Genomic DNA, 19,676 nt, shown 5'->3' with positions numbered 1-19,676 from the left:
TGTGCTCTCCTAGTTGCACATCATCCGCACGGTGAGGTTCGTGCCCTGCGGAGCGGTGGTGAACGGGCTCGCGGTCAGCGCCAAGGTGCCTTGGGACACCTTCACGTTAGCCGTGGCACCGGACAAACTCTGGGTGACGACAGCACCCGTCACCATCTGCACGAGGCCGTTGATCGTGACCCAGCCGGTAATCACATCGACATCGGCCGTGCTCGTGCATGCAGTCCAAGTAAAAATAGCAATGCCGCTTGCATTGGCCACAGCGGTGTAGCGCTCAATCCGCTTGGGTGCGCCCGCCGGACCTACGGAGCCCTGGGCTCCATCCTGCGGAAACCATGGGGTGTAGCCTCCACGAGCTACCACAGGATGCGTCGCAAGGAAAAACGCAATAAGCCATGCGTTGCGGATCATTGACCAGTTCCCGGCTGAAGCTCAACCGTGCCAGAGCACGCTTTTTGAGCTGGCTGCACGGACGCAAATGGACCATCTACTCCGATGACGGACACCGATATTGGCTGTAGCGATGTAAAAATATCGAAAGAGCCCCCTGGCCAATACCAGCCAGTTGTTTCGGTCACAGGAACAAACGGCGACCCCGATATGCGTCCGCGCAGTCGAACAGCACATGGTGCCTTGACCACGTAGCGAAACGAAGTTGTCTGAGGAGGGTAGTTAACTGGCACCTCGACCGCGCCGCTCGTGGGCGTGAATGGGATAATAAACGGCTCGCCGATCCGATAGAACGGCATGCTTGGCGACATGCGGGCACCGGCCGACGCCAGATAGTCGCTGTTAGGGACCACCGCAGGGGCGATCTGAAGCTGGCCGTTCTGGACAGCCTGCGCATACGCGCCGCCCGCTACCGCGGCGCATAATAGAGTGGTGAAGACGGTGCGGCGCATGTCAGTTCGCCGTGTAGCTGGTGTTCATGCTGTAGGTCGCGGCGGTGGCGCCGTTGACCAAGTAGGCCCGGTTGTACCGGTAGAGCAGCGGGACCGTGATGTAGGCAGAGACGTTGGCGGTAATCGCGGTCGAGCCGATGATGACGCCGGTCGTGAAGTTGTCGTTCGAGCCCTGAACGACCAGCGTGCCGCTCTGGTTGGAGCTGACCAAAGCGTTGAACTTGGACCACGGCGACGCGGCACCGGCATCGCGGGAGCCTCCGAAGATCGTGGCGCCTGAAGCCGCAGCGGCTGCGCTGGCCTCCGAGAACGGGACGGCACGCAACGCGGCGGTCTGCAACGCCGTGATCTCGGTGGCTTGGTTCGCCGCCGTGGCGGCGCCGGCCGGGAGCGGCAGCGATGCCGCGCTCATCGGGACAGGCACACCGTTGGTGATGCCCTGGATTGAGTTGGCGAGCCCCGGCGACGTGCCGCCCGCCGCGAGCGTCTGACCGATCGACACGAGCACGCGCCCGTTGGCGTCGAGTTGCGGAGCCGCATAGGCGTTGTTGCTGAGCGTCGGCGGCGTGGTGGTGTACTGCCCTTGCGCGACGACGGCGTTCGTCGTCCCAGGCGTCGTCTGATCGATGCCGACCCGCCCGATGACGTTCGCACCGGCCGGCGTCGCTGCGGTGTTCTGAACCGCGAAAGTGCCGGCGTTCGTGACGGCCTGAGAAGCCGGGAAGTTCACGACCTGCGTGAAGATAGGGTTGCCCGACGCATTGGCCGTCGAGTTGCCCGAGATTACCCAGGGCGTGGTACCCTGCGTGACCGAGCCACCCACACCACCGCCAACGGACCCTGGATCGATTACAGACCCATCAGGCCGCACTGGGATCATCCGTGGCCAAGTATTCGTGGCTTGCGCCAGCGCCGGTCCCGCTTGAAAGAGCAGCGCGAGAGCTGCAATGATCTTACATATATTCATGTGCAGCTCCCGCCTTGTTCGTAATGTATCAGTGGCGTGCTTCGAACGCTACATTGAACACCTCGCCCGAGACGGGTGTGTAAGCACCACGCGCCTCAATCAACGCATAGAGGTTAGCGGCTGTTGGAGGGCAGGTGTACCCGCGCTCACTGATCGCCACAGTACCTTTGGCACCATCTCCGTAGGCAAGATCCATGGTCACGTCGAAGTAACCAATCTCGGCCGATGCACGGCCATTGGCCGGCAAGTACACGCCGCCATCGCCATTGGTCATGGTCGGTGCGATGCGGAACAGATGGATGCGGAACGAAGCGTTGGTGATGTTCGGGCTGGATTTCTCCACGCGCAGCCCCTTCAGGAGCCCGACATCACCCGACGCCCTGCATATCGCAATCGGGATCGGGGCGACATTTGCCGCCACGGTATCGTTGGCCACGAGCTGGCCCACGGCATACGCGGTAGTGTTCGCCGGACGCGTGATCGGGGCGCCCGAGACCTGCACGTCGGTGTTGGCGACGAAGGCGGCACGTCCCACCGCAGTCTGGGTCTGCGCTTCGGCATTATAAGCGCAGAGGCCGGCGAGCAGCGCCCCGGCGAGCATCGTGATCTTCTTCATGTCGTCTCTCCTGTTCCGCGGAACAACTTACACCATTCCCCGCACGGGGGCACTCTCGGGTACTCCGAGATCTGTGTTGGGCCCGGCTGGCGCTGTGCCGGCCTGGGGACCCCCGCCAGGGCTAGGCAGCGAACGCTCGCCCTCCTGCTCAATCTGCTGCGCCTGAGCCGCCTGGGCCTGTGCCTGTGCGGCCTGAGCCTGCTTCTGGAGACGGTCCTGAAGTTCCTCGACCGTGGGCACGATCTCCTCACCGGGCAGGCCGACACCTTTGGCCACAGCCCCGAGCAGCGCACGACGCCCAAGCGGTCCCATGATAGTGAAGTCGGTCGGGTTGTTCGTCGCCTGCAACAGCTCCATCTGCCGCTGCCGCTCGGTCTCACGCTGGACAGCGACCTGCACACCTTGGACGCGGATCGTCTCGTCGCCCTGGAACATACCCGACTGATCGGTGAGTAGCAGGAAGTCGTAGAGCATCTGGATCAGAGGCTCCATGACATCGCGGTCGATGTTGGCGCACACGTTCTTTAGGATCTTGTTGGCGTTGCCCATGAGCATCGCCAGACCGGACGCCGTACGCCCCGCACCGCCCATGCGGTCGGAGCCGGTGACGTAGCGCGGGATCGCCGACAGCTCGTCGGCCTGTTGACAGATCTTCTCGTAGTTGACGAAGTATTGAGATGAGTTGTCCTGCGGCTGGTAGAACCCGACAGGCGGCACGGCCGCAGAGCCGCGGTTCATTGGGTTGTCCCGATAGTGCCAGCGCTTCCACGGGTAGATGTCGTCGTTGTCTCCACCGCCCTCGATCCGATCATCATTGATCATGACCTGGGGGCCGGACGACATCGCCATGTTGTTCACGATGGCCCGCAGGATGCCATTGCCGACATCCTGATGGTCGCCAAGGATGTCCGGCAGGGCGTTGCCCACGGGCGTGCCGGGAACCTTCTCGAACGAGGTGATGAAGTATGGCGCTCGCTTGCGCGGGCTCGGATGGAGCTGCGCCTTGATGACGTAGCGACCGATCAGCCACGCCTGGATGAAGTAATCGAGGTCGGGGTCGGGCACGTCGTCTTCATCGAACCCCCAGTCCCGGAGCAGCTTGCCCTGGACCGAGCCGTGGAACTCCACGCAGTCGATGATGCCGGAATTGTTCGTGCTCGGGCTCTCGCGGTTCTCACCCCTGGCGCGTTCGCTGTCGGTCGGGTCGGTCCACGACTTCCACCCACGGGTGCCGTACTCGCGAAGCACAGCACGGATGTTCTCCTCGACATAGCCCGGCACGCCGATCAGCGCGTTCAGGTCGGCGCGGGTGTAGCGGTTGATCTCGATCACGTCGCCGTCGCGGATGTCGCTCACGCCCGGCGTCCAGTAGATGTCGAACGGCGACTTGCGCGACCAGAACATCTTCGCGCTGTTCTGCTGCACCGCCTTCGGGCGCCCGTCCGGTCCCTTGGTCCACTTCATCTGTGGCGCGACGCGCACCTCCGGCCCCTTGATGCAGGCGAAGGGGAAGATCGGGAGGTCGTTCAAGAACTCGGCGAGTGCGGTATAGAACCCGCCCTCGGCGAGGTAGTCGTCCACCGCGTCCTCTGCGCGTGCCGCCTGCTCACGGGCCTTGCGCTTGTTCGCGCCGATAGCCTCGTTGACCAGTCCCTGTAGGCGGTCACGGATGGCGTTCGGGTCGGGCATACCCGCACCCGCTGCCACCATGGCTCGCACCTCGGCCTGCACCAGCTCCTGGATGGCCTCCTGGATCGACTGGGGCAGCGACGGCTCCGGCGTCGGGTCCAGGCCCCAGGGGCGCTCCACCTCCAGATACACCTCGCGCAGCAGCGACGTGGCGCCCCGGCACTTCCCGGCGACGATACCGGCATACACCTCGGACCCGGCGAACTCCCGGATCTCGGCGAGCTTGCGCGGATCGTACTCGCGGTTGAACGCGCGCTGCGCCCCGAGCAGGCGGTGGTTCCAGCCGGCCGCGGACGAGCGGTGATCTCGCATGACGTACCACATCCGGTTGATGTAGTTCGCGAGATCAGAGGCCACTTGCTCACCGAGCGCCTGACCATATTTCTCGTCGCGGTCGCGATCTTCCTTCTCCGCGAGTTCCGCGGGGGACATCGACTGCACGAATGTCCTGTTGACTTGCAAACCGGCCAAGATGACGCCCTACGATTATTTGCGTGCGCGGCACTCGCCAGAATAGCTAGTACATGATAACCGTTCGGAAAGCTATAGGACCGCCAGATGTCAACTGTGTCGATGCAGATTGAGACGGATCTGCGCAATAAACTCGTCCAGACCGCCGTCCAGACCCGAGGCAACAGCCACAAGCTGATGGTCTCGCTCGCTTCGGAACTGGCGATGGACATCATGCCCATCGAGCACATCCTGCGCAGCCACAGCATGACGCGGGCCGAGTTCGATGAACTGCTCAAGCTGGACATCTTCCAGCAGCTCTACCGCGAAGCCATGATGGCCTGGGGCGCCACGTCGTCGGCGGCCACCCGCATCAAGGCGAAGATGGAGACCGGCTTGGAGCTGGCCCTGCCGTCGCTGCTCGATGAGATCCTGAAGGAGGGCCTGACCGCCGCGAAGGTCGAGCTGGTCAAGACCTTCATGAAGGGCGGCGGCATCGGCGAGCGCGCCTCCGGCGGCTCCGGCGAGGGCGGCGTGCAGATCGTGATCAACATGGATGCCCAGAAGCCGGCGGTGACGATAGACGCCCTGCCGATCTCGCGGGATGCCGAAGACGCATAATTGTTCCGGGGAACAACATGGCCGAGATCAAAGAGTTCAAGCCCAAACCCGCGGCGCCGGTCGTGGATGAGGACATGCTGAAATCAGCGCAGGCCCTAGTCGAGCGGGTCAAGTCCGGCACACTCGTCGGGATGGCGATTGTGATGATTGAGCGCGGCAGCATGAATGCGCTGCACTCATGGGGCGGTGATTGCCCGCGAAACTGCATCCTGGGCGGGATGGCTCTGTTGCAGAACCGCATAATAGGCAATGTGCAGGAAGACTGGGCGCTCCCCTTCGACGCCGATGGCCCTCAAGCGAAGGACATGGATGGGTCGAAGGCCTTAGACAAAGGCGCGACCGAAACGTTGCGCGAAGCAACGATGGATGATCTGCCCGAGGGCGATGCCCAATGAGCATGATCCGCTTCGACGCGCCGCCCACTGTGGCGGCGTTCATGCGCTCGACTGCGTTCTTCCGCATCGTCGCCGGGCCGGTGGGCTCGGGCAAGACCACGGGCTGCATCTTTGAGGTGCTGCGCCGTGCCATCGAGCAGCGGCCCGCGCCGGACGGCGTGCGCTACACCCGCTTCGCCATCGTGCGCAAAACCCTTAAGCAGCTTGAGGACACGGTGCTGAAGGACATCCGGCAGTGGCTCGCCGGCATCCACGATTACCGGGCCCAGGCCAAGACGGTGGTCATCAAGATGCAGCTCGCGGATGGCACCAGTGTCAACTCCGAGTGGATCTTGATCCCCCTGGAGGACGCAGAGGATCAGTCCCGTCTGCTTTCATCCCAGCTCACTGGCGCATGGATGTCGGAGGCCATCGACATCTCCACCGACCTCGTGCAGGCGATCACCGGCCGCTGCGGTCGATACCCCTCCGGCGCACAGGGTGGGTGTACGTGGTACGGCATCATCGCCGACACCAACATGCCTTCCCGCGGATCGGACTGGCACCGCCTGATGGCCCTGGAGACGCCCTCGAACTGCGAGGTGTTCATCCAGCCCGGCGGCATGGACGACGACGCCGAGAACCTTGAGTGGCTGCTACAGACCGAGGATACCCTGAAGCTCCCGGTTAACGACGAACGCCGCCGTGCTCAAGGCCGGACCTACTACATCAATGCGATGGCCGCGGGCCAGGGCAAGGACTGGTGCGACCGCTACATCCACGCCAAGTACGGCGCCGACCCATCGGGTCAGACCGTGTTCGTCAACTCGTTCAATGGCGACCGGCACGTCGTGGACAAACTGACCCCGGTGCGTGGCCGGACGCTGATCATCGGGCAGGACTTCGGACGCAACCCATGCGCGGTCATCTGCCAGCAGGACAGCCGCGACCGCCTGCTGGTGCTGGAGGAGCTGATCTCGGTCAACATGGGCCTGGAGCAGCACGTCAAGGAAAGCCTGCGCCCGGCCCTGTTGTCGCCTCGGTTTGCCGGGCTGCCGTTCTACATCATCGGCGACCCGAGCGGCGTGGCCGGCGGACAAGTGTTCGATGAGAGCCCGTTCGACTACCTGAACAAGGAGAACTACCGGGCCTACCCCGCTCCGTCGAACGCCATCGACAAACGGCTGGCCGCGGTGGAGAGCCATTTCCTCCACAACGTGGGTGAAGACCCCGGCATATTGATCGACCAGCAGAACTGCCCGACGCTCGTACGTGCCCTGTCCATCGAGTACCGCTACGCCAAGCGCCGCAACGGCAACCTCGCCCCGCTGCCCGAGAAAAAGAACCCGTGGTCGGACGTGGTGGACGCGCTCCAGTACGTGTGCCTCGCCACGAACAGCGGGCTGGGCGAGTACCTGACCACGCAGATCTTCGCAAACAGAAGGGCACCCGGCGCTGTCAGACGCCGGATGCCCGTTGGTGCGTGGACGTGAGCTTATTGGAAGCGCTCGACCTTCGCGGTGAACGATATGGCAGTTCCACCCGCAGTTGTTGGGTTGAGGTTCTGCGCCCGGATAGTGACGACACCCGCAGCAGTTACGACGCCAAAGAGGCGATAGCCGGATAGGCCACTGTCAGCGATGACTGTGGACACCGTGACCATATCCCCCGGCTGCGCACCGGTTATTGCCAGCGTCGTAACGTCAGCGACTGCAAGACTGGCCATATTGGCCGGTATGGTCGCGGTGCCTGATTTGGCGTTGAGGTAGGCTTGGACCGCGCCGACACCGATCTGGATGCCACCAATGGCACCCCAGACTTTACTGGTACGCCCGATGAACCCAATCGTAGCTCCAGCCTGATCTTTGAACAGCATCGCATCGGCGTTTGCGTCGTACCCGTAGCTCACGCGCGCCGCCGGGAAGCCGGAGTAGACGATGCCGTTGTTGTCAACGCGATAATTGATTGTTGCAGGATCACGCGTCGTCGCACCGCTAAAGTAGTTCTGCCATCCAGTCGCGGTCGATACCGAACTCGCGTGGAATGCGGAGAACCACGTCCCTAGGAAGGTTTCATTGTAAGAACCAAACCCACGGCCACCCGACATGCTATTGGGGCCACCGGGATTATTCAGCGGACTTTCGGCAAAGCCCAAGATGGAATGCATATTGTGATAGATATTGCCAGAAGCATCCGTAAGACTAACCGAGCCCTCAAACAGGCTGGGCGCGCCAGTTTCATCCGACTGCAAGGTGGTTAGGTTGTCGCGCCGCTTCGTGGCGTTGACCAGAAGTCCAGCGGTGTCGCCTTTCTTACCTTGATTAGTAATTACGAAAACAGGGTCGATCTCACCTTCTAACGCCGCACTCCCTGTCGCCGTAGACCAATTATCTTTCTGGGTCGCAAACATGTGGGCGAAGTCGGCAGCGACTGGCCCGAACGTGCCAGAGCCGGCAGTGTTACGCACGGTCGCGGCCGTGCCGAGCAGCGACGGCTGAGTGCCGTTACGGTGGGAGTAGAGATAGTTCAACGCGTCGGTGTTGCCGAACGTGATGTATGGCCCAAGGCCAGCGTAGTTGCTCTGGGAAAGATCGTTCCCTTTTATGTTCAGACGCTGAGCCATCAGGTCAGCAAGTGTCTGGGCTACAGCAGCGCCTGTCGGCTTTACTGACATCGTAGAGATGTCGCCCGACGAGTTGTTGCCACGCAGGATGATGCTATCGACGTTCGGCCGATACATATCCGGCGACGGGTAACGTGGCGCTTTCGCCGGGTCGAATGCCAGCGCATTGGTCGCCAGCAGCATTAAAATCAGGAACAAAGACTTGCGCATTCCGGCAACTCCCGAAGTTGTTCCCGGAACACTTACCAGAAGATGTTCCGCGGAACAAATGAAAAGGCCCGCGGGGTTGCCACGGGCCTGTATTCGTGCTGGCGAGATGAGATCAGACTTTGGGCTTAGGCCGAGTTATGGCTTAATCCAGCATTTCTCGATAAGTCATTCCCGGTGCTGGTGGTTGGTTTGGAGCTTCAACCAACGGCACGTACTGATCGCGGACGAACATCAGACATTGGTCGAGCGTGCCAGCGAACTCGAAATTGAACTCGTTGAAGTTCGCACTGGGGCCGCTGTTTTGCACGACGTATCCGCCTTTTTTGGCTGGCGTTAGCACGAACTGAATGAACTTCTGATCCATGTCTTCCTCTCAGGCTACTTCGGAGTATTGCTCGCGGAACTCATCGAACGGCATCCAGTCGATGTGCGTGGCATGCTCCACGATGATGTCACCGGGCTTCGGAGGGTTCTTCAGAACATCCGCCTCGGTCGTCCTGCACTCGCGCACATTGCCATCGTGCAGATACAGGATGACGGCGTGCCCGCTGCCGTCGTCGGCCTGCCCGTACTCGATCAGCGTGCCGGCGGTCAGGTGTTCTTTCGCAATGACCTTCATGTGATCCTCCAGTTGTTCCGGGAACAAGATCAGCGCGTGCGCCGGCAGACGAGCGCTTCGTGGCGGTCCAGGGCGGCCTTGATGGCGCTCTCGACGCGGAGCTGGATGCGGCTGACCGCCTGGGCCTTGGAGCGCTCCAGCAGTTCCGGGACGGTCGCCCAGATGTCCCTAGCCGCCTCCAGAGCCATGAGGTCCACGGGCGGATCCTGGGCGTCCCCGAGGGGCATGCCGGCGTTAGAGAAGTTGCCGGGCACATCGACCGGGTAGGGGAAACCGTCGTCACTCATTGGGTCTGCCTCACATGGCTGCTGTCGAACAGGTGGCCCTGCACGTCCGGCGGCTCGTCGGGGATGCCGAAGAACAGCACTGCGAAGAACAGGGTCCACGCAGCCGCGAAGATCATTGCAAGGCGAAAGCCGGTCATCTCGGCACGATCTCTGAAATAGCGTCCGACTATTCTCGCGCGCATCGCTGAGCTACCCCCTGTAGCCAGTCTCAGAGGGTCGCACCCTAACATATAATGTTCCGCGGAACACCCGCCAGGGTCGTGCGCAAAAGGTGCGGGACTTCAGGGAAAAAGCCCAATGATCTCAATCGGGGCAAAAGTCCCGCACCTCGGGCAAGTTGCTCAGATTTATATGGCTTATTCCACAACTACCCGAAGGACGACACGAGCGGATGCACGCTGGAAGCGCAGGACTTCAACGGTCTCCTGCCGGCCTTCGCGGAGGCGGACGCCAAGGTCGTCGGCCTGTCGCCGGACCCGGTGAAGAGCCACGACAAGTTCTGCGGCAAGTACGGACTCGCCTTCCCGCTCGCCGCCGACGAGGACAAGGCCGTGCTCGAAGCCTACGGCGTCTGGGTCGAGAAGAGCATGTATGGGCGCAAGTACATGGGCGTGGAGCGCACCACCGTGCTGGTCGACCGCGAGGGGCGTATCGCGAAGATCTGGCCGAAGGTGAAGGTCCCGGGGCATGCCGAGGCCGTGCTGACGGCCGCCCGCGCCCTGCCCTGACCGGCCGGACGACCCGGCCCGCGACGGATCCTTAACCCTACTGAGGTCTGAATGGCGGCTCCCCCGGGGCCGTCCCGATGCATCCTCCGAAGTTCCACATGCTTCCCAGGCCGCGCCGGCCGGCCCCCTGGCTTGCCGCCGGCCTCGCCCTGGCGCTGGTCTGGGCGCTCGGCGCCACCTACCTGATCGTGTTCCACGACGACGTGCTCGCCGGCTTCGTCGCCCGGCAGGCCGCCCTGCGCGACGCCTACGAGGCGCGCATCGGCGAGTTGCAGGACCGCCTCGACCGCGACCGGCGCGACAGGGTGGGCAGCGAGGCCGGATTGGCCGAACGGGTCGCGGCCGCCCTGGAGCGCCAGGCCGAGCTGGAGCGGCGCACCGCGGCTCTCGGCGACCTCGAGCGGCAGGCCCTGTCCGAGCCCTCCACCACCGGCGCCCTGCCCGACCGGTCCGACGGACCGCGCAGCGGCGGCTATGACGGGCTTCTCCTGCGACCGACCGAGGGGGCGGCTCCGGCGCGGTCCGCCATCGAGCCCCTGCCCCGCCGGAGCGCGCGCGAGGCGGAGACCGGGCTGATCCGGCTGGAGGCCCGGCTCGACGGCCTGCAGGCGGCCCAGGGCGAGCGCCTCGCCCGACTGGCCGCCCGGGCCGGGGACGCGGTGCGGGGGCTGCGCGGCCTGATCGGCCGCACCGGCCTCGATCCCGACCGCTTCGATGCGGCCGTGCCGGCCGCCGGACTCGGCGGCCCGCTGGTCCCCCTGAATGGCCGCGCCCTGGACGGCAGCGGCTTCGCGGAGGGCCTCGCGCTGGCCCGGCGGACGCTCGACGACGGCGAGCGCCTGCGCCGGGTCGCCGCGACCCTGCCCCTGGCCCGTCCGATCCGGGGGGCCTCGATCGTGTCGAGCCCGTTCGGCACGCGCCTCGACCCCTTCACCCGCGGCCTCGCCCTGCATACCGGGCTGGACCTGAAGGCGGAGTACGGCGAGCCCGCCCGCGCCACCGCGCCGGGCCGGGTCGTCACCGCCGAGGCTGCGGGCGGGTACGGCAACATGGTCGAGATCGACCACGGCCACGGCCTGACCACCCGGTTCGGCCATCTCGCCCGGATCGGGGTGCGCCCGGGGCAGCGCGTGGCCGCGGGCGACGTCATCGGCTCGGTCGGCTCGACGGGGCGCTCCACGGGGGCGCATCTGCATTACGAGACCCGCATCGACGGCGCGCCGGTGGATCCGCAGCGCTTCCTGGACGCCGGCGCGACCGTCGCGACGGCCCGGCTCGGAGCCGACTGAGTCCGCCCCCTGGAGGGCCGCATCGTGCGAGCCTCCGCGTCGTGCTCGGAGCCCGCTATGGCATTGGCCGTGAAGCGCGACGCGCGCATGGGCGTCGCCGAAGACATGCGATGGCTGAAGCCGTGCCCGGACGAGGGGCGCGGGGACGTCCTCGACGGTGCTGAGGGCGCCGCCGCGCGCGCGGCTGATCGTTTTCAACGGTCGCCCGAAGTCTCGACGTGATGGCCCGAGAACGGGGCTGCGGCGCCTATCCGGGGCTCGCGATCCGCAGCGCCGCGATCGACGATGACGCGCCCGGATGACCTTCTGAGGCGGCGCTGTTGCGGCCGGCCGCCCCGGTGCTACGATCGGGTCGGGATCGGGGATCGGCGATGGCTCTGACCGCGAAGCGCGACGCGCGGATGGATGGGTCCGAGTTCAGGCTCTGGGTGGAGAGCCGGCCCGCGCACGAGCGTCGGGAGCTGCCCGACGGCGGACCCGTGCTGATGGCGCCGCCGCGGGAGCGGCATCGGGCGATCGTCGCCAACCTGATCCGACGAATCGGCGATCTCGCGGACGGCAGGGGCTGCCGCGCCATGCCGGATCTCGGGATCCCCCGCGCCGCGAGGGACGATTTCGCGACGGTCCCCGATGTGGTGGTGCGGGCCGGGCCGCCCCTGCCGGAGGGCGATGCCACGGATCCGCTTCTCGTCGCCGAGGGGCTCCTTCCCGCGACCATGAGGCTCGACCGCGGCCGCAAGATCGATACCTGCCGGACCGTGCCGCGCCTCGCGGTGCTGCCGATCGTCTATTCCGACGCGGCACGGGTCGAGGTCTGGCGGCGCGCGGGGGACGACCGGAGCGTCGCGGCCCTCGGGCTCGACGGCACCGTGCCGCTGCCGGAACTCGACGGCGCGGTGCCGGTGCGCGACATCTACCGCGGCCTCGCCTTCTGAGCGCCCGCACCCCACCTGATCGAACGGCGACGCATCAAGGCACCGAGACTTGCCCCATTTCGAAGACTTCTACGCGGCCAAGCTGCGCGGCTCCCTCGGCGTGACCGACGCCGAGTCGGTGCTCGACCTGCGCGGCGCCAACCGGGCGACCGCCGAGGCCTCCCTCAAGGACATGCTGGAGCGCAGCCGCTTCGCCAAGGGCAAGACCGTGGCGATCCGGCTCGATCCGCCGCCGGAGGGCGGGGGCGAGACCCTGTTCCAGCCGGCCGGCCGCCTGCTCCTCGACGCGAAGCGTCGCGGCCTGATCGAGCGCCTGCAGACCCTCCCGGCCCAGGACGGGCTGGGCTTCTACGTGGCGCTCACGGGCCGGGCCGAGCGGACGCCGATGTAGGCGGCCGGAACTCTGCGCCGGCAACGGATCGCGCGCGGGCCGCCGGGCGTTGACGAGGCGCAGCGTCACCGGACGTCGCTCAGGACGTCGCTCATCGAGGCAGCCCGTGACGAACATCCGTATCCCGGCTTCCCAGGTCTGCCGATGAGGACGCTTCCCGGGGGCCGCAACACGATCGAGCGCATCGCCCGCTTCGGCTACGGCGCCCGCGGTGTCGTCTACATCGTGGTCGGCGGCCTCGCCTTGCTGGCGGCCCTGGGGCATGGCGGGCGGGCCGGGGACAGCAAGGACGCGCTCCGCGCCGTGATGGCCGGGCCGTTCGGCGCGGCCATCGTCGGCCTGATCGCCCTGGGTCTCGCCGGATTCGCCCTCTGGCGCCTCGTCGAGGGCATCACGGATGCCGACCGGCGGGGCACCTCGGCCAAGGGCCTCGCCGTGCGCGGCGCCCACCTGATCAGCGCCGTGCTCTATCTCGGTCTCGCCGCCAGCGCGGCCTCGCTCAGCCTCGGCCTGGGCATGAGCGGCGGCGACGGCGTGCATGACGGGACCGCGTGGCTCCTGAGCAAGCCCTTCGGCCGCTGGCTCGTGGCCCTCGTCGGCCTCGCGGTCGTCGGAGGCGGCTTCGGCTTCCTCGGCAAGGCTTGGCGCGGCGACGTCACCGACCGACTCGCCATCGACCCGCAGGCCCGTGACCGCTGGGCCGGCCCGATCGGCCGGTTCGGCTACGCGGCGCGGGGCCTCGCCTTCCTGATCATCGGCGGGTTCCTCGTGGCGGCGGCGTGGCACCAGCGCTCCTCGGATGCCAAGGGCCTGTCCGAGGCCTTCGCGCTGCTGCGGGCCCAGCCCTACGGCTGGGTGCTGCTCGGGCTCGCCGCGGCGGGCCACGCGGCTTTCGGTGCCTTCGGGCTGATTCAAGCGCGGTACCGGCATATCGAGGCCCCGGACATCGACCGTGTGGACGATGCGGCCGGCGCCGCGGCCCGGGCGCTGACCTAAGCCTGGCAATTCTGAGGCTGCTCCGATTGTAATCGGCTGGCCACACACCAAGTAAAACAGACCCTCCGCGCGATCCTGTGCCCTGGGCGATGTTGCGGAGGCGAAGATGGCTAGAATTCTGATCACCGGTCGGGCACAGACCGTGACCACGGAAGACTTCAATGAGCGCGTCAAAATTCTGATGGTCGACAAGGCCGACCCGGTGAAAGGGCGCACTTATCAGAAGAATTTCAAATCCGGGTTCGGCGGCAATCTCGGCAGGTAATACGCCCAGCGGTCGCGCGTCCGTGTGGCGCGGGGCCGGAGCGGCGCGTTGACAGGGCCGGTGCCGCGGCGGATACCCCGCGGCATCCCATCCGGCACCCGATGCAGCAGCGCCTCTACAAGACCGCGGTGATGGTGACCCACGACCTCGCGGCGACCGCTGCCGCCGTGGTGCTCACCTTCCTGTTCCGCTTCCAGGGCGGCATGCTCGCCGAGCGCCTGCACGCCCTGCCCCTGCTGCTGCCGCCGTTCCTGGTCTTCGCAGGCCTCGTCTACGGCCGGTTCCGGCTCTACCGGACCAAGTGGCGCTTCGCCTCGCTGCAGGATCTCGCCGGCATCGTCCGGGCGGCCAGCGTCCTGGCGCTGGCGCTCCTGGTGACCGACTGGGTCCTGGTCTCGTCCGACCTGTACGGCTTCTACTTCTTCGGCAAGATCGCGATCCTGCTGTACTGGGTCCTGCAGATCTTCTTCCTGGGCGGTACCCGGCTCGCGTTCCGCTACCTCAAGGATACCCGCTCCCGGCAGACGAGCGCGCGGGCCGCCACCGTCCCGACCCTGCTCCTCGGCCGTGGCGCCGACATGGACGTGCTGCTCCGGGCGATCGAGACGGGCTCCGTGAAGAAGCTCGCCCCGCGGGGCATCCTGTCGCCCCGGGCGGACGAGCGCGGCCAGTTCATGCGCGGCGTGCCGGTTCTGGGCGGGTTCCCCGATCTCGAGCGCGTGGTCGCCGACCTCGCGAACCGCGGCGCGCCGGTGCGGCGGCTGGTGGCGGCCCCGAGCGCCCTCGTGCCCGAGGCGGCCCCCGACGACCTGATCGCCCGCGCCCGGCGCCTCGGCCTGCCGCTCGCCCGCGTCGTCGGTCTCGGCGAGGGCGTCCAGGGCCCGGAACTGGCGCCGCTCGAGATCGAGGATCTGCTGCTGCGGCCGACCGTCGCCATCGATCGCCCGCGCCTGGAGGCGTTCCTCGCCGGACGCCGGGTCGTGGTCACCGGCGGCGGCGGCTCGATCGGCTCGGAGATCTGCCTGCGGGCCGTGGCTTTCGGGGCCGCCGCCGTGCTGGTGCTCGAATCCTCCGAGCCGGCCCTCCACGGCATCCTCAGCCACCCCGCGATCCTGGCCGCGGAGGCGGACGTGACCGGCGTGCTGGCCGATATCCGCGACCGGGAGCGGACGCACGCGGTGATCGCGGCGTTCCGGCCGGACTACGTGCTCCACGCCGCCGCGCTCAAGCAGGTGCCCTACCTGGAGCGGGACTGGCAGGAGGGCATCAAGACCAACGTGTTCGGCTCGATCAACGTGGCCGAGGCCGCGGTGGCGGCCGGCGCCCGGGCGCTCGTGATGATCTCCACCGACAAGGCGATCGAGCCGGTCTCGCAGCTCGGCGTCACCAAACGCTTCGCCGAGATGGTCGCCCAGGCCCTCGACGCCGAACAATCGGTCAGGCCGAACCACGCGACCCGGCTGATCGCCGTGCGCTTCGGCAACGTGCTGGGCTCCGCCGGCTCCGTGGTGCCGGTGTTCAAGGCGCAGATCGCCCGGGGCGGCCCGGTGACCGTCACCCACCCCGACATGGTCCGCTACTTCATGACCGTGCGCGAGGCCTGCGACCTCGTGCTGACGGCGGCCTCGCATGCCGACGGCGAGGCCCGGGCGGGCGCGGAGCGTGCCGCGGTCTACGTGCTCAAGATGGGCCAGCCGGTGCGGATCGCCGAGCTCGCCGAGCGGATGATCCGGCTGGCCGGCTTCGAGCCCGGCGCGGAGATCGAGATCGCCTATACCGGCGCCCGGCCCGGCGAGCGGCTCAACGAGATCCTGTTCGCCCGCGAGGAGCCCCGGATCGCCCTGCCGGGCATCGACGGGGTGATGGCGGCGCGGCCGGTCTTCGCCGACCGGGCCCGGCTCGACGGCTGGGTGGTGCGGCTGCGCGACGCCGTGGCGGCGGGCGACCGGGCCGCCGCCGAGGCCGTGTTCGAGGCGGCCATCCCGCATTTCCGCGAGCGCGCCGTCCTCCGTCCCGGGCCGCCCCAGGAAGCCGCGGAGCCGGCTGCGGAGCCGGCCGCGGAGCCGGTCGGCGATCCGCCGCGCGCCGCCGCCGCGCCCGCCGCCCTCGGCTGATCCGGTCGGCACCTGAGGCCGCCCGGTGCTCACACCGTGGCGATCGGCGTCGTCGGCGAGCCCACCGCGCCGGGCAGGCGCAGCGGCGGGGCTGTGAGCAAAAAGCGGCTCCGTCCATGGGCGCGCAGCCACGCGGCCAGCGGCGTCAGGTGCCACAGTTCGCCGAGATTGACCCCGAGCTTGAACAGGCAGTGCTCGTGGAGCGGCAGCGTCGCGCAGCAGGCGGGACCGGGTCCCGCCGGGTAGGCCTCCACGGCGTAGTTGTCGGCGATCAGCGCGCAGAGCCCGGTTCGGGTGATCCACTCGAGGAGCCGCGGGTCCCGCCCGTCGAGGCCGGCGCAGAGATTGTGGACCAGCTTCGGGTCCGGATCGCCGCCCATGGCGATCAGCCGCTCGGCAAAGCCCGTATGCAGGCAGACCATGTCGCCGGGCTCGATCACGACGCCATCGGCCTCCAGGATCCGGGCGAGCTGGTCGTAACCCACCTTGGTCTTGGCGTCGCCGAGATGGGCGCGCAGGTCGATCATCACGGCGCGGCCCTGCATGCCGGTCTCGGCGAGGCGCTCGATCCCCAGGCGCTTCGCCCGGGACGGCTGATCCGCCGCCTCCGGCGCGCTCGGACCGACGATGTCCCGGCCGCCGCGGAAGCCGTTGTAGTAGGTCGGCGTCGCGCCCGTGCCGTCCGCGTCGAACAGCGACCCGACATGGGCGAGCGAGTCCCACTGCGTCGAGTATTGCAGGTGGATCAGCGCCCGGTCGTCGCAGATCACGTCGGTGGCGCCGTCGACCTCCTCGCAGACCGGGAAGTTCATGTTCGGCCGGCCGTCGGCGCGGCGGGTCGGTGTGATCTGGGGCGGGTGGCGGCGCGGGTTCAGGACGTTGCCGCCCGGCAGGTCCAGCGGCAGGCTGAGGCAGAAGGTCAGGCCCGCGCGCACCTCGGCGACGCCCTGCAGCACCTTCTCGGGGGTGAGCAGGTTCAGGCGCCCCAGCTCGTCGTCGGGGCCGAAATCCCCCCAGGTCGAGCCCTCGGGCCGCCGGGTCCAGCGCAGGGTCATGGCCGAGCTCCCGCTGCCCGTGCGGGCCGCTTCCCGAGGCTCCAGGGCCGCGGTCCGGGGCGAACCCCGGCCGCGGCCGAGCGTGCGTTCCTCACCAGACCGTGCCCTTCTTCGAGGCCGCCGGGCCCGCGCTTCGCAGGGCCGCTGCGAGCCTAGGACGCGGCGGCGCGCCGCGATACCCCGGGCGGAAAACGACTCGGTGCAAACGTCACCGGCCGGTCCCGATCGGCCCCTTGTGATCCGTCGGAGCGCGGGTACAGTCCGTCCCAAGCCCGCGAATATAAAATTCGGGCACTGGGATGAGGAAGCGCCGATGTCCGAGACCGTGCGCGCCGCCGCTCGGGTTGCCCCGATTCGGCGCATGCTGCCCGCGCTGATCGCGGCGGGGCTGGTCGCCGCCGGGCCCGTCCGGGCCGCGGATCCGATCAAGATCGGGGTGATCGCCGAGGCGCAGTCGGTCGCCGGGGCCTCGATCCCGCAGGCGGTCCAGCTCGCCGCCGACGAGATCAACGCCAAGGGCGGGATCGACGGGCGCCAGATCCAGGTTGTCACCTACGACGACAAGTCCTCCGCCTCCGACGCGGTCCGCGCCTTCCAGCGGGCGGTCTCCGAGGACAAGGTCAACGTCGTCATCGCCAGCTACATCTCGGAGGTCGTGCTGGCGCTGATGCCCTGGGCGGCGCGGCTCAAGACGCCGATGATCACGCCCGGCGCGGCCTCCAACGAGATCAGCGTGAACGTCCATAAGGACTACGCCCGGAACAAGTACACCTTCCACGGCTACCTGACCTCCCACGCCCTAGCGCAGGCGGTCTGCGACTCGGCCAAGGAGGTGCTGGTCGGAACGCTCAAGGCCAAGACCGCCGCGATCATGAGCGAGGACGCCGCCTGGACCCGGCCGCTCGACGCCGCCTACCAGGAATGCCTGCCGAAATCCGGGCTCAAGGTGGTCGAGCATGTCCGCTTCTCGCCGGACACGGGGGACTTCACGCCGATCTACAACAAGATCGAGGCTGCCAAGCCCGACCTGATCGTCACCGGCATCGCCCATGTCGGCGTGCAGCCGACCGTGCAGTGGCAGAACCAGCAGGTGCCGATCGCCATGACCGGCATCAGCGGCCAGGCGACCTCCTCGACCTTCTGGGCCAACACCAACGGCGGCACGCAGGGCGTGCTGTTCGACAGCGTGGCGCTGCCGGGCGTGGCGCTCACCGAGAAGACGATCCCGTTCTCCGAGGCCTTCACCAAGCGCTTCGGCGGGGCGCCTTCCTACGCGGGCTTCATGGCCTACGACGCCGTCTACTACACCGCGGAGGCGATCAAGCGGGCGGGCTCCACGGAGGCCGACAAGCTCGTCGAGGCCCTGGAGAAGACCGACTATGTCGGCACCGTCGGGCACCTGAAGTTCTACGGCAAGGACGACCCGTTCACCCACTCGATCCAGTACGGCCCCGGCCTGATGACCAGCGTCCTCGGCCAGTGGCAGAACGGCAAGCAGGTGGCGATCTGGCCGGCGGCGACCGCCAACGGGACCATGATCCTGCCCCCTGCGGTGAAGGCGGCGGTCCCGTAGGCGGACAGGGAGAGCGCGATGATCGGCCTCCAGATCCTCGTCGACGGTTTCGCGATCTCGGCCCTCTACGCCCTCGGTGCGATGGGCTTCACTCTGATCTTCGGGGTCTCGGGCGTCCTCAACCTGACCCACGGCGCCCTGATGGTCATGGCCGCGGTGGCGGCCTGGGCGGCCTCGGCCCTGTTCGGGCTCGGCTCCTATGCGGGCGCGGCGATCGGCGTGCTGTGCGGGCTCGCCGGCGCCCTCGTCACCTATTTCGCCGTCGTGGCGCCGATCGAGCGCAGCCGGGCGATCCCGCGCGAAGAGAAGGAAATCTTCGTGCTCACCGGCACGCTGCTCTGGGGGATCATGATCCAGGAGCTGGTGGCCTACTTCTTCACCGACAACCCGAAGACCGTGCTGCCGCTCATCGAGGGCGTGGTGGAGATCGCGGGCGTCCGCACGCCGAAGAACGAGCTCTTCACCGCGCTGATCTGCTGGGTGGTGATCGGGCTGCTCTGGCTGTTCGTGAACCGGGCGCGGGCCGGCAAGGTCCTGCTCGCCGCCTCCATGAACCCGCGCGGCGTCACGCTGCTCGGCCACGACATGGCGAAGATCTACGTCGCGGTCTGGGCGATCTACGGGCTTCTGGCCGGCATCGCCGGGGTGCTGCTCGGGATGTTCCTCGGGGTGTCTTCGTATTCGGTGGGGCCGCTCACCGCGAGCGCCTTCTCGATCGTGGTGCTGGGGGGCTTAGGGAGCGTCACCGGCTCGCTGATCGCCGCCTACGTGGTGGGCTACCTCGAGACCGCCACCGCCTACCTGATCTCGCCGGCCTACCGGGTCATCCCGGCGCTGCTGCTGCTCGTCGCCGTCATGTACCTGCGCCCGCAGGGCCTGCTGGGGCGGCGCTGATGGCGGTCCTCGAGATCAGAGTCTTCGCCGGGCGCGTGATGAACGCCCTTCCCAGTGCTGGCTCCCGGATTCGAACGG

24 protein-coding genes are annotated in these 19,676 nt (G+C 67.3%); 13 read left to right on the top strand and 11 right to left on the bottom strand.

All coding sequences use genetic code 11. The annotated features are described in order from the left end of the window. Window positions 1-9: 9 nt before the first annotated feature. From PQI07_RS22485 to PQI07_RS22465, 5 genes are read right to left on the bottom strand one after another with little or no spacing between them, the layout of a single operon-like run. Window positions 10-411, bottom strand: a complete 402-nt coding sequence (locus PQI07_RS22485) for a hypothetical protein (protein ID WP_274927423.1) — start codon at window positions 409-411, stop codon at window positions 10-12. Next, window positions 408-902 (bottom strand): hypothetical protein, encoded by a 495-nt coding sequence (locus tag PQI07_RS22480; protein ID WP_274927422.1) that lies wholly within the window; start codon window positions 900-902, stop codon window positions 408-410. The genes PQI07_RS22485 and PQI07_RS22480 overlap by 4 nt, the downstream gene beginning before the upstream one ends. A gap of 1 nt (window position 903) precedes the next feature. Next, a complete protein-coding gene (locus tag PQI07_RS22475) occupies window positions 904-1,869 on the bottom strand; it encodes a hypothetical protein (RefSeq protein ID WP_274927421.1) in 966 nt (321 codons plus the stop codon). A gap of 28 nt (window positions 1,870-1,897) precedes the next feature. After that, complete coding sequence (locus PQI07_RS22470) at window positions 1,898-2,485, bottom strand: hypothetical protein (protein ID WP_274927420.1); 588 nt, start codon at window positions 2,483-2,485, stop codon at window positions 1,898-1,900. A gap of 27 nt (window positions 2,486-2,512) precedes the next feature. Further along, the gene (locus tag PQI07_RS22465) at window positions 2,513-4,606 is read right to left on the bottom strand and encodes a portal protein (RefSeq protein WP_274927762.1); all 2,094 of its coding nucleotides are present in this window, start codon (window positions 4,604-4,606) and stop codon (window positions 2,513-2,515) included. Window positions 4,607-4,732: 126 nt separating this feature from the next. Between PQI07_RS22465 and PQI07_RS22460 the strand changes: the two genes are divergently transcribed. The 3 genes from PQI07_RS22460 to PQI07_RS22450 are packed head-to-tail and all read left to right on the top strand — an operon-like array spanning window position 4,733 to window position 7,112. After that, complete coding sequence (locus tag PQI07_RS22460; protein ID WP_274927419.1) at window positions 4,733-5,245, top strand: hypothetical protein; 513 nt, start codon at window positions 4,733-4,735, stop codon at window positions 5,243-5,245. A 17-nt stretch (window positions 5,246-5,262) separates the two neighbouring features. Further along, the gene (locus PQI07_RS22455) at window positions 5,263-5,640 is read left to right on the top strand and encodes a hypothetical protein (protein WP_274927418.1); all 378 of its coding nucleotides are present in this window, start codon (window positions 5,263-5,265) and stop codon (window positions 5,638-5,640) included. 2 nt (window positions 5,641-5,642) lie between these two features. Beyond that, a complete protein-coding gene (locus PQI07_RS22450; protein WP_274927417.1) occupies window positions 5,643-7,112 on the top strand; it encodes a terminase in 1,470 nt (489 codons plus the stop codon). Between the two features lie 2 nt (window positions 7,113-7,114). Here the strand turns inward: PQI07_RS22450 and PQI07_RS22445 are convergent, their stop codons facing one another. The 5 genes from PQI07_RS22445 to PQI07_RS22425 form a co-directional block, all read right to left on the bottom strand. Further along, entirely contained in the window at window positions 7,115-8,452 is a 1,338-nt protein-coding gene (locus tag PQI07_RS22445; RefSeq protein ID WP_274927416.1) for a hypothetical protein, read from the bottom strand. Between the two features lie 142 nt (window positions 8,453-8,594). Beyond that, window positions 8,595-8,816, bottom strand: coding sequence for a hypothetical protein (locus PQI07_RS22440; protein WP_274927415.1), 222 nt, complete (start codon window positions 8,814-8,816; stop codon window positions 8,595-8,597). 9 nt (window positions 8,817-8,825) lie between these two features. Further along, a complete protein-coding gene (locus PQI07_RS22435; protein ID WP_274927414.1) occupies window positions 8,826-9,071 on the bottom strand; it encodes a hypothetical protein in 246 nt (81 codons plus the stop codon). 29 nt (window positions 9,072-9,100) lie between these two features. Beyond that, the gene (locus tag PQI07_RS22430; protein ID WP_274927413.1) at window positions 9,101-9,358 is read right to left on the bottom strand and encodes a hypothetical protein; all 258 of its coding nucleotides are present in this window, start codon (window positions 9,356-9,358) and stop codon (window positions 9,101-9,103) included. Next, window positions 9,355-9,495 carry a hypothetical protein gene (locus tag PQI07_RS22425; protein ID WP_274927412.1) on the bottom strand — a complete coding sequence of 47 codons (141 nt, stop codon included), beginning with the start codon at window positions 9,493-9,495 and terminating at the stop codon, window positions 9,355-9,357. Before PQI07_RS22425 ends, PQI07_RS22430 begins: the two co-directional genes overlap by 4 nt. A 96-nt stretch (window positions 9,496-9,591) precedes the next feature. Here PQI07_RS22425 and PQI07_RS22420 point away from each other — a divergent pair, with 96 nt between their 5' ends. The 8 genes from PQI07_RS22420 to PQI07_RS22385 all read left to right on the top strand — a co-directional run bounded on the left by PQI07_RS22420 (window position 9,592) and on the right by PQI07_RS22385 (window position 16,076). Next, window positions 9,592-10,086, top strand: a complete 495-nt coding sequence (locus PQI07_RS22420; RefSeq protein WP_446720966.1) for a peroxiredoxin — start codon at window positions 9,592-9,594, stop codon at window positions 10,084-10,086. 77 nt (window positions 10,087-10,163) lie between these two features. Further along, window positions 10,164-11,375 (top strand): M23 family metallopeptidase, encoded by a 1,212-nt coding sequence (locus PQI07_RS22415; RefSeq protein WP_446720965.1) that lies wholly within the window; start codon window positions 10,164-10,166, stop codon window positions 11,373-11,375. A 57-nt stretch (window positions 11,376-11,432) separates the two neighbouring features. Continuing rightward, on the top strand, window positions 11,433-11,597 hold the full coding sequence (locus tag PQI07_RS22410; RefSeq protein WP_274927410.1) for a hypothetical protein: 165 nt from the start codon (window positions 11,433-11,435) through the stop codon (window positions 11,595-11,597). Window positions 11,598-11,746: 149 nt separating this feature from the next. Beyond that, entirely contained in the window at window positions 11,747-12,310 is a 564-nt protein-coding gene (locus PQI07_RS22405; protein WP_274927409.1) for a Uma2 family endonuclease, read from the top strand. Window positions 12,311-12,359: 49 nt separating this feature from the next. Then, a complete protein-coding gene (locus PQI07_RS22400) occupies window positions 12,360-12,701 on the top strand; it encodes a hypothetical protein (protein WP_043345965.1) in 342 nt (113 codons plus the stop codon). 144 nt (window positions 12,702-12,845) lie between these two features. After that, window positions 12,846-13,697, top strand: a complete 852-nt coding sequence (locus PQI07_RS22395; protein ID WP_043345966.1) for a DUF1206 domain-containing protein — start codon at window positions 12,846-12,848, stop codon at window positions 13,695-13,697. A gap of 106 nt (window positions 13,698-13,803) precedes the next feature. Next, window positions 13,804-13,962, top strand: coding sequence for a hypothetical protein (locus PQI07_RS22390; protein ID WP_274927408.1), 159 nt, complete (start codon window positions 13,804-13,806; stop codon window positions 13,960-13,962). Window positions 13,963-14,063: 101 nt separating this feature from the next. Next, complete coding sequence (locus PQI07_RS22385) at window positions 14,064-16,076, top strand: SDR family NAD(P)-dependent oxidoreductase (protein WP_182592221.1); 2,013 nt, start codon at window positions 14,064-14,066, stop codon at window positions 16,074-16,076. A 29-nt stretch (window positions 16,077-16,105) separates the two neighbouring features. Here PQI07_RS22385 and PQI07_RS22380 read toward each other — a convergent pair whose 3' ends face one another. Then, window positions 16,106-17,131 carry a cyclase family protein gene (locus tag PQI07_RS22380; protein WP_053608293.1) on the bottom strand — a complete coding sequence of 342 codons (1,026 nt, stop codon included), beginning with the start codon at window positions 17,129-17,131 and terminating at the stop codon, window positions 16,106-16,108. Window positions 17,132-17,444: 313 nt separating this feature from the next. On the opposite strand from PQI07_RS22380, the gene PQI07_RS22375 reads away from it, so the two are divergent. Both PQI07_RS22375 and PQI07_RS22370 read left to right on the top strand, forming a co-directional pair. Further along, the gene (locus PQI07_RS22375; protein ID WP_043386830.1) at window positions 17,445-18,704 is read left to right on the top strand and encodes an ABC transporter substrate-binding protein; all 1,260 of its coding nucleotides are present in this window, start codon (window positions 17,445-17,447) and stop codon (window positions 18,702-18,704) included. Between the two features lie 18 nt (window positions 18,705-18,722). Next, window positions 18,723-19,598, top strand: a complete 876-nt coding sequence (locus tag PQI07_RS22370; protein ID WP_043386828.1) for a branched-chain amino acid ABC transporter permease — start codon at window positions 18,723-18,725, stop codon at window positions 19,596-19,598. Window positions 19,599-19,676: the final 78 nt, after the last annotated feature.

This window comes from Methylobacterium sp. 092160098-2 (assembly GCF_028920805.1).
Lineage (GTDB): Bacteria > Pseudomonadota > Alphaproteobacteria > Rhizobiales > Beijerinckiaceae > Methylobacterium > Methylobacterium fujisawaense.
The sequence above is the reverse complement of the archived record's forward strand: the minus strand, read 5'-3'. Positions and strand labels throughout refer to the sequence as shown.